General features: G+C 69.5%; 9 protein-coding genes and 1 pseudogene. 7 read left to right on the forward strand and 3 right to left on the reverse strand.

Annotated elements, in window-relative coordinates:
- Positions 1 to 1,539, forward strand: a 1,539-nt coding sequence (locus RJ05_RS18045) for an alkyl/aryl-sulfatase (protein ID WP_036538738.1), incomplete at its 5' end; no start/stop codon positions are given.
- A gap of 117 nt (positions 1,540 to 1,656) precedes the next feature.
- Here RJ05_RS18045 and RJ05_RS31955 read toward each other — a convergent pair.
- Positions 1,657 to 2,100 (reverse strand): class I SAM-dependent methyltransferase, encoded by a 444-nt coding sequence (locus RJ05_RS31955; protein ID WP_162140635.1) that lies wholly within the window; start codon positions 2,098 to 2,100, stop codon positions 1,657 to 1,659.
- A gap of 272 nt (positions 2,101 to 2,372) precedes the next feature.
- Positions 2,373 to 3,329 (reverse strand): annotated as a pseudogene (locus RJ05_RS31960) (NAD(P)/FAD-dependent oxidoreductase); the annotation flags it as partial.
- 213 nt (positions 3,330 to 3,542) lie between these two features.
- Here RJ05_RS31960 and fabG point away from each other — a divergent pair.
- Together fabG and RJ05_RS18065 are read left to right on the forward strand one after the other, a co-directional pair.
- A complete protein-coding gene (fabG, locus tag RJ05_RS18060) occupies positions 3,543 to 4,295 on the forward strand; it encodes a 3-oxoacyl-ACP reductase FabG (RefSeq protein ID WP_036538740.1) in 753 nt (250 codons plus the stop codon).
- 44 nt (positions 4,296 to 4,339) lie between these two features.
- The gene (locus RJ05_RS18065) at positions 4,340 to 4,816 is read left to right on the forward strand and encodes a GNAT family N-acetyltransferase (RefSeq protein ID WP_051016682.1); all 477 of its coding nucleotides are present in this window, start codon (positions 4,340 to 4,342) and stop codon (positions 4,814 to 4,816) included.
- 46 nt (positions 4,817 to 4,862) lie between these two features.
- Here the strand turns inward: RJ05_RS18065 and pip are convergent, their stop codons facing one another.
- Positions 4,863 to 5,837 (reverse strand): prolyl aminopeptidase, encoded by a 975-nt coding sequence (pip, locus tag RJ05_RS18070; protein ID WP_036538741.1) that lies wholly within the window; start codon positions 5,835 to 5,837, stop codon positions 4,863 to 4,865.
- A gap of 119 nt (positions 5,838 to 5,956) precedes the next feature.
- Here pip and RJ05_RS18075 point away from each other — a divergent pair, with 119 nt between their 5' ends.
- The 4 genes from RJ05_RS18075 to RJ05_RS18090 form a co-directional block, all read left to right on the forward strand.
- On the forward strand, positions 5,957 to 6,355 hold the full coding sequence (locus RJ05_RS18075) for a TOBE domain-containing protein (protein ID WP_036538743.1): 399 nt from the start codon (positions 5,957 to 5,959) through the stop codon (positions 6,353 to 6,355).
- Between the two features lie 4 nt (positions 6,356 to 6,359).
- Positions 6,360 to 7,136, forward strand: coding sequence for a molybdate ABC transporter substrate-binding protein (gene modA, locus RJ05_RS18080; RefSeq protein WP_036538744.1), 777 nt, complete (start codon positions 6,360 to 6,362; stop codon positions 7,134 to 7,136).
- Positions 7,133 to 7,945, forward strand: a complete 813-nt coding sequence (gene modB / locus RJ05_RS18085) for a molybdate ABC transporter permease subunit (protein WP_051016684.1) — start codon at positions 7,133 to 7,135, stop codon at positions 7,943 to 7,945. Before modA ends, modB begins: the two co-directional genes overlap by 4 nt.
- Positions 7,942 to 8,700 (forward strand): ABC transporter ATP-binding protein (locus tag RJ05_RS18090; RefSeq protein ID WP_036538746.1); only part of this gene is annotated, 759 nt, incomplete at its 3' end. The genes modB and RJ05_RS18090, both read left to right, overlap by 4 nt.

Below are 8,700 nucleotides of genomic sequence, written 5' to 3' on the forward strand. Positions count from 1 at the left end.
GTCGTCGACACATTGCTGTCGGCGGAGACGGGCCGGGCGGCGCTCGAGTTGTATCGCGAGCATCGCGGTGATCGCCCGATCAAGGCGATCATCTACACCCATTCGCACGCCGACCATTTCGGTGGTGTGAAGGGATTCGTGTCCCAGGAGGACGTCGACGCCGGGCGGGTGAAGATCTTCGCGCCGGAGGGGTTCCTCGAGCATGCGGTGTCGGAGAACGTGTACGCGGGGACCGCGATGAACCGCCGGGCCGGCTACATGTACGGCGCGGCCCTGGCGCGCGGCCCGCAGGGCCAGGTCGGCGCCGGTTTGGGTCAGACGTTGTCGATCGGCACGGTCTCACTGATCGCTCCGACCGACATCATCACCACCACCGGCCACGAGGAGACCGTCGGCGGGGTGCGGATGGTGTTCCAGATGGCGCCCGACACCGAGGCGCCGTCGGAGATGCTGGTGTACTTCCCGGACTTCCGCGCGCTGTGCGCGGCCGAGGACGCCACGCACACCTTCCACAATCTGCTGACGCTGCGCGGTGCGGTGGTACGCGACCCGCACGGCTGGGCCAACTACCTCACCGAAACCATCGACCTGTTCGGCGGCGAGGCCGAGGTCGTATTCGCCTCCCACCACTGGCCGACCTGGGGCAACGAGCGGGTCGTCGAGTTCTTGTCCACCCAGCGCGACCTGTACGCCTACGTGCACGATCAGACGCTGCGGTTGATGAACAAGGGCCTGACCGGACCGGAGATCGCCGAGGCGATCGAGCTGCCGCCCTCGCTGGAGAACGCGTGGAGCGCGCACGGCTACTACGGTTCGCTGTCGCACAATGTGAAGGCGATCTACCAGCGCTATCTGGGCTGGTTCGACGGCAATCCGGCCAGCCTGTGGCCGCACACGCCGGTCGAGCAGGCCAAACGCTATGTCGAGTTCATGGGTGGCGCCGACACCGTGGTGGCCAAGGCCCGCGAATCCTTCGAGGCCGGCGACTTCCGCTGGGTCGCCCAGGTGGTCAACCATGTCGTGTTCGCACAGGCCGACCATGCCGAGGCGCGCGAGCTGCTGGCCGATACCTATGAGCAGCTCGGCTACGGCGCCGAGAACGGCACCTGGCGCAGCTGGTATCTGTCGGGCATGACCGAGCTGCGGGAAGGGCAGTTCGGCACACCGACCGAGACCAACGCCCCGGACGTACTCCATCAGCTCTCGCCGACGATGCTGTTCGACGCCATCGCCATTCAGGTCAACGGCCCGAAGGCCTGGGATGAGAACCTGGCCATCGATGTGGTCCTCACCGACACCGATGAGCGCTACCGGCTGCGGCTGGCCAACGGCGTGCTCACCTACAGCGGCCGGCCCCAGTCCGGCGAGGCCGACGCTACCCTCACCACCACCCGGCACAACCTGCCGGCGTTGGCTCTCGGCGGGTTGTCCGGCGGTGCGGCGGGGATCGAGATCAGTGGCGACAGTTCCGCATTGCAACGTCTTGCGAGGGTCCTCGATCCGGGCGACAAGAACTTCGCCATCGTGACGCCCGACTGAACCGTCTCGCGAAACCGGGTGCTCGGCACTGGGCGGCGGCTCCCCACATGGGAACCGCCGCCCAGTGCTGTGGTGACCGCGGCGACCACACGCGCTCCGCCCCGCGGCAGGACGACATCACACGCGCCGCGCGCGCAGCACCGTGTCGTCGAGCGTGACCGCGCTGCCGTGCGGGCCGATGGTCTGCCGGGAACGGTCCTCGGCGACCTGGACCTCCCACCGGTCCGGGTCCAGCCGCGCGGCGATGTCGGCGGTGGTGCCGTGCACGTGCGGCGAGGAGCCGTGGGCATGGCTGGACAGGTGGTCGCCCGGGGCGTGACCGACGATGAGCAGTGTGCCGCCGGATGCGACGGCGGCGGCGAGGCGGGCGACAAGGTCCTGCGGTGAACCGGACGTGTGCACGTAGTGGGTGCACACCAGGTCGAAGTGTTCCGCGGGAGGACGCCATTCGGTGAGGTCGGCCTGCTGCCATTCGATGCGGGCGGCGATGTCGGGGCCCGCGGCCTCGGCTCGGTCGCGGGCGCGCCGGAGGGCGGCGGAGGAGATGTCGACGGCCGTCACCTGCCAGCCGCGGGAGGCCAGCCAGAGCGCTCACCGCCCGTTCCGCAGCCGGCGTCGAGGGCTCTGCCCGGCGGTAGATCACCCGCCTCGCCGACGAGGTGCGGGTTGGGCTCGCGGTCGGCGGAATGGGCGTCGTGGTAGCGCGCCTCCCAGAACTCCTTGCCGAATTCCTCGGTCACGCTTGTCCTTTCGGTTGTGGTGTTCGGTCTGGTCGTCGCCTGTCCGAGAGCGCGTTCCTCGACACTCTGCTCAGCAAGCTCGGCCTCGGGCGAGACCTGCTCCCGCAGTGCAGCAACGGCCCGCCGCGTTTCCTCGGCCACCAGGTCGGCGTTGATCTGCGCGCCGGCCATGGTTCCCGCGGCACCGGCGGCGCCCACCTGAGCGGACAGGTCCACCACATTTCCCGCCGCCCACACGCCCGGCACGTCCGTCCGGCCCATCGGATCGGCGGCAATGTGCTCGCCCATGCCCATCGGGTGTTCCACCGGCTTCAGCCCGAGATCGGCCAGGAAGCCGGCCCGTGCCACCATGCGCGACCCCACGGCCAGCGCCTCACGAGCGATCACGGTGCCGTCGGCGAGGCGCACACCCACTAGCCTGTCGGCTTCGATCTCCAGTCCCGCGACCGCACCGGTCACCACGCGAATCCCGCGCGCCGCGAGCTCCTCGGCCACCTCACCGGTCGGCTCAGCGGCGGTGTGGGTGAAGAAGGTGACGTCGTCGCTCAGCTGCCGGAACAGCATGGCCTGATGCACCGACATCGGGCTGCTCGCCAGCACACCGATGGCCTGATCGCGTATCTCCCAGCCGTGGCAGTAGGGGCAGTGCAGCACGTCGCGGCCCCAGCGTTCGCGCAGGCCGGGGATATCGGGCAGCACATCGGTCAGCCCGGAGGCCACCAGCAGGCGGCGGGCGCGGGTCGAGCAGCCGTCGGTCAGGGTAACGGCGAATTCGTCGCCGGCACGCCGGGCCGTGCTCACCTCGCCGGTGACGATCTCGGCTCCGTAGCCGCGAGCTTCCGCCCGGCCGCGCTCGAGCAATTCGCCCGGCGGCATGCCCTCGCGGCCGAGCAAGCCGTGCACGCCCTCGGCCGGTGCGTTGCGCGGTTCGCCGGCATCGATCACCACGACCGACCGCCGCGAGCGCGCCAACGTCACCGCCCCGCTCAGTCCTGCGGCTCCGCCGCCCAGTACCACCACGTCATAGCTGCTTTTCAGCTCATCGGTCACTGTGACCACCTCCGCAGACGATGATGTGGTCGATCTGCAATCCTGGCAAGAAGATTTGCCAATACGGCAAACGGTTGCCGGTATCGCGAGGGCACTACGGGCGGCGCGGCACCGACCCTGCCACACCCGGCAACCCGAGTAGGCGCGACGCGCGGTCGCCTGCCGGGTGTTAGATGGCAGCGACGCAGTTACTTCGAGGAAGGACGTCGATTCATGGCCGAGAGGGTCGCAGTAGTTTCCGGTGCCGCGCGGGGAATCGGCGCGGCGATCGCCACACGATTCGCCGCGGACGGCATGAAGGTGGGTGTGCTCGATCTGGACGAGAGCGCCTGCGCCGACACCGTCGCCGCGATCACCGAGGCGGGCGGCCAGGCGGTGGCGCTGGGCGCCGACGTCAGCGATGAGGCGTCGGTGGCGGCGGCGGTCGAGCGGCTCGAAGCGGAGCTCGGTGCGCCGACGGTGGTGGTCAACAATGCCGGCATCCTGCGCGACAACCTGCTGTTCAAGATGAGCGTCGACGACTGGGACGCGGTCATGAACGTGCACCTGCGCGGTGCGTTCCTGCTGACCAGGGCGGTGCAGAAGTACATGGTGGAACAGAAGTTCGGCCGCATCGTCAACATGTCGAGCACCTCGGCGCTCGGCAACCGCGGCCAGGCCAACTACGCCGCCGCCAAGGCGGGCATGCAGGGCTTCACCAAGACCCTGGCCTTCGAACTCGGTAAGTTCGGCGTCACCGCCAACGCCATCGCGCCCGGCTTCATCGTCACCGACATGACCGCCGCCACCGCCGCCCGCGTCGGCGCCTCCTTCGAGGACTTCCAGGCCGCGGCCGCCGCGCAGATCCCGGTCGCCCGCGTCGGCTACCCCGAGGACATCGCGCACACCGCGTCCTTCCTCGCCAGTGAGGGCGCAGGCTTCGTCTCGGGTCAGGTCATCTATGTGGCCGGTGGACCCAGGGACTGATCAATTCCTTTGCGGGTGAGTCTGATCCGGCGCACGATCGGGTGATGATCGTGCGCCGGGTGCCCGCCGACGAATGGGAAACGGCGCGGGCCGTCCGGCTGGACGCGCTCGCGGGATCACCGCCGGGAACATTCAGTACGACGTTCGCCGAGGCGTCGACCTGGGATGAACAGCGCTGGCATGAATGGGCCGCCCCACGGACCCTGTTTGTGGCCGAGAACGACACCGGTCCCATCGGATCAGCGGCCGGCCGGCTTGCGGACGGGCCGGCGGAGTTGGTGTCGATGTGGGTGAATCCGGTCGCTCGCGGCAGCGGGATCTCCGACCGGCTGGTGCACGCGGTGATCGATTGGGCCCGCGCCGGCGGTCATCCGAGCCTGGGCCTGTGGGTCCTCGACGGCAACCACCATGCGGAGAACCTCTACCGGCGCAACGGGTTTCGACGCACCGGCCGATCACAGCCGTGCTGGCCGGACGACCCGCGAGTGGAGAACGAGATGGTTCTCCGGTTGACGCCTTAGCCGAGCGCCGGGCGGCAGCAGGTCTCGGCACCGGCGCCGAATCCGGCTACCGCGCGAATCTTGCGGCCGCCGACAGCACCGCTTCCCCCATGGCCGGGCTTCCGGTGTGCCCGGCGTCGTCGATGACCTGGAGTTCGGCGTCCGGCCACACCTTGGCCAGCTCCCAGGCGGTGCGCAGTGGGGTGCTCAGGTCCAGTTTGCCGTGGATGAGGACGCCGGGAAGGCCGGCGAGGCGGTGGGCCTCGCGCAGGAGTTGGCCGTCGGGCAGCCAGGCGGCGTGGGCGAAGTAGTGGGCGCAGATGCGGGTGAAGGTGAGCATGGCGGCTTCGGATTTCGCGCTGTATTGGCCGGGCGAGCCGGTGGTTTCGTGCGCGATGACGGCGTCTTCCCACTCGCACCAGCGGCGCGCCGCGGCCAGGCGCACCTCCGGGTCGGGGTCATCGAACAGTCGGCCGTAGGCGGCGACCAGGTCACCGTCGCGGTCGGCGGCGGGAACACCGTCGCGGAACCGCTCCCACTCCTGCGGCAGCAGTAGCCCGACGCCCCGGTAGAGCCAGTCGACTTCGGCGCGCCGTGTCATCGTGACGCTCACCAGCACGATCTCGGCGACCCGCTCCGGGAACCGCTGAGCGTAGGCGAGGCTCAGTGTCGAACCCCACGATCCGCCGAACAGCATCCATCGGTCGATCCCCAGATGGGTCCGCAATCGCTCCATATCGGCGATCAGATGCTCGGTGGTGTTCACGGCCAGGCTCACCCGCGGATCGGCCGCGTTCGGCAGGCTCTGGCCGCATCCGCGCTGGTCGAAGCGCACGATGCGGTAGATCTGCGGATCGAAGGCGCTCTTACGCGAGCCGCCACCACCTGCGCCGGGCCCGCCGTGCACGACGACAACGGGTTTGCCGTGCGGGTTCCCGCTGGTCTGCCAGTGGATCCGGTTGCCGTCGCCGACATCGAGCAGACCGGACGCGTACGGCTCGAGCACGGGAAACGGTTGAACCTGCGATGGCGGCGAATCCACGCAGCGGACGCTAGCACGGTGTTTCCGCGACCTCACCCCCGCACACCGGCAGCGGGCAGGTTCGATAACGATCACGACGCCAGCTTGATTTCCGCAGATGCGGGAATATGCTCCCCATTGTGTCGAATCTGCGGATCAGTGAGGCGGCGGCCCTGCTCGGCGTCAGCGATGACACCGTGCGCCGGTGGGTCGATCAGGGACGGTTGCCGTCGATCCAGCTCGACAACGGGCGCAAGGGCATCAGCGGGCGTGACCTGGCCGAGTTCCTGCGTGCCACGGCCGAGGCGCCCGAGGCGGGCACCACCGTCGCGGCCTCGGCCCGCAACCGCATGCGCGGCATCGTCACGCGCATCGTCAAGGACACCGTAATGGCGCAGGTGGAGATGCAGGCCGGACCGTTCCGGCTGGTGTCGCTGGTCAGCCGGGAATCGGTGGACGAAATCGGCCTCGAGGTGGGCAGTGTGGCCGTCGCCTCGGTGAAATCCACCCATGTCGTCGTCGAGATTCCGGAGAGCTGAACTCATGCACCGATTTCGTCCCATCGCCGCGCTGTTCTTCGCGGGCACCTTCGCACTCGCCGGTTGCGGTGACGACGGCTCGGCAGCGCCCACCAATGGTGACATCGGCGGCAAAATCACCGTATTCGCCGCCGCCTCCCTCACCGAGACGTTCACCGCCCTGGGTGAGCAGTTCGAGGCAGCACACCCCGGCGTGGACGTCGTGTTCAGTTTCGGCGCCAGTTCCGAGCTCGCCGAGCAGATCCGGCAGGGCGCGCCCGCCGACGTGTTCGCCTCGGCCGCACCGAAGAACATGCAGCAGGTCGTCGATTCCGGCGATGTCACTGCCTCCCCCGTCACATTTGTGCGCAACAGACTCGAAATAGCCGTTCCCGCAGGTAATCCCGGTGCGATCACCGGCCTGGCCGATTTCGGCCACGACGAACCCGTCATCGCGCTGTGCGCCGAACAGGTGCCGTGCGGGGCCGCCGCGACGAAGGTCTTCGAGGCCGCGCGGATCACGCCGAAACCCGATACCAGGGAACCCGACGTGAAGGCCGTGCTGAGCAAGGTGACGCTCGGTGAAGTCGACGCCGCGCTGGTGTACCGCACCGATGTGCGTGCGGCGGGCGACAAGGTCGAGGGCATCGAGTTTCCCGAATCCGCCGGCGCGGTCAACGAGTATCCGATCGCGCCGGTCGCGCACGCACCGAACGCACAGGCCGCTGCGGCGTTCGTCGAGTTCATCGGATCGGATGCGGCCCGCGCGGTCTTCGCCGACGCGGGATTCGAGACGCAGTGACCCGGGTCGTCGCACGACGGGTGCGGCGACGGCGGCCACTGATCCTGCTGGTGCCCGCCGTGATCGGGCTGCTGTTTCTGGTGGTTCCGCTGGTGGGCCTGGTGCTGCGGGCGCCGTGGCGGACGCTGCCGCAGCGGCTGTTCAGCGCCGAAATCGCGGAGGCGCTGCGGCTTTCGCTGGTGTGCGCGAGCCTGGCGACGGTGATCTGCCTGCTGCTCGGCATCCCGCTGGCCTGGCTGCTGGCGCGCGCCGAGCTGCCAGGGCGCGGGCTGGTGCGGGCGCTGGTGACGGTGCCACTGGTGCTGCCACCGGTGGTGGGTGGTGTGGCGCTGCTGCTGGTGTTCGGGCGGCGTGGACTGATCGGGCAGTACCTGCACGAGTGGTTCGGGGTGTCGTTGCCGTTCACGACCGCCGGCGTGGTGGTCGCGGAGGCGTTCGTGGCGATGCCGTTCCTGGTGATCTCCGTGGAGGGGGCGCTGCGGGCGGCCGACCCCCGGTACGAGGAGGCCGCCGCCACCCTCGGCGCCGCACCGTGGCTGATCTTCCGCCGGGTGACGCTGCCGTCGGTGCTGCCCGGCGTGGTGGCGGGCGCGGTGCTGTGCTGGGCGCGCGCCCTCGGCGAATTCGGCGCTACCATCACCTTCGCCGGCAATTTCCCCGGCGAGACCACCACCATGCCGCTGGCGGTCTACCTGGCATTGCAGACCGACCCCGACGCCGCCATCGTGCTGAGCCTGGTGCTGTTGGCGGTCTCGGTCGGCGTGCTGGCGGCGCTGCGGGAACGGTGGATTCGGGGCAGCGTCGGATGACGTTGACGGCAGACATTCGGGTCGCCCGCGAGACCTTCACCCTCGGACTGGAGCTGACGGTGCAACCGGGCGAAGTGGTGGCGTTGCTGGGGCCGAACGGCGCCGGGAAAACCACGGCGCTGCGTGCGCTGGCCGGGCTCACACCGCTCACCGACGGGCGGATCCAGCTCGATGATCACCTCTGGGATGGGCCGCCGGACACCTTCGTTGCGGCCGAACATCGGCAGGTCGGCGTGGTGTTCCAGGACTATCTGCTGTTCGCGCACCTGAACGCGCTGGACAATGTCGCCTTCGGGCTGCGAGCGCGCGGAATGCGGCGGACGCCGGCGCGGGCGCGGGCCGGGCAGTGGCTGGAGCGGGTGGGGCTGGCCGAGTATTCCCAGGTCGAGCCGGGCAGATTGTCCGGCGGCCAGGCGCAGCGGGTGGCGCTGGCGCGGGCCTTGGCCACCGAACCGCGGCTGCTGCTGCTGGACGAGCCGCTGGCCGCGCTCGACGCGAGCACCAGGATCCGGGTGCGCAGCGACCTGGCCCACCACCTCGGCGACTATGCCGGCCACACGGTGCTCGTCACCCACGACCCGCTCGATGCCATGGTGCTCGCCGATCGGCTGGTGGTCATGGAGGACGGCGCCGTCGTCCAGGAAGGTGCACCGGCGGAGGTCGCGCGCCGACCGCGCTCGGACTATGTCGCCAATCTGGTGGGCCTCAATCTCTTTCGCGGTACCGCGCGCGAGACCACCGTCGAGCTCGACCGT

Origin of the sequence: Nocardia cyriacigeorgica NBRC 100375 (assembly GCF_000308555.1) — a bacterium.
Lineage (GTDB): Bacteria > Actinomycetota > Actinomycetes > Mycobacteriales > Mycobacteriaceae > Nocardia > Nocardia cyriacigeorgica.

Excerpts from the sequence above, each read along its gene's own strand:
- RJ05_RS18065 (WP_051016682.1), top strand. The coding sequence starts at position 4,340 with ATGATCGTGCGCCGGGTGCCCGCCGACGAATGGGAAACGGCGCGGGCC.
- modA (WP_036538744.1), top strand. The coding sequence starts at position 6,360 with ATGCACCGATTTCGTCCCATCGCCGCGCTGTTCTTCGCGGGCACCTTC.
- fabG (WP_036538740.1), top strand. The coding sequence starts at position 3,543 with ATGGCCGAGAGGGTCGCAGTAGTTTCCGGTGCCGCGCGGGGAATCGGC.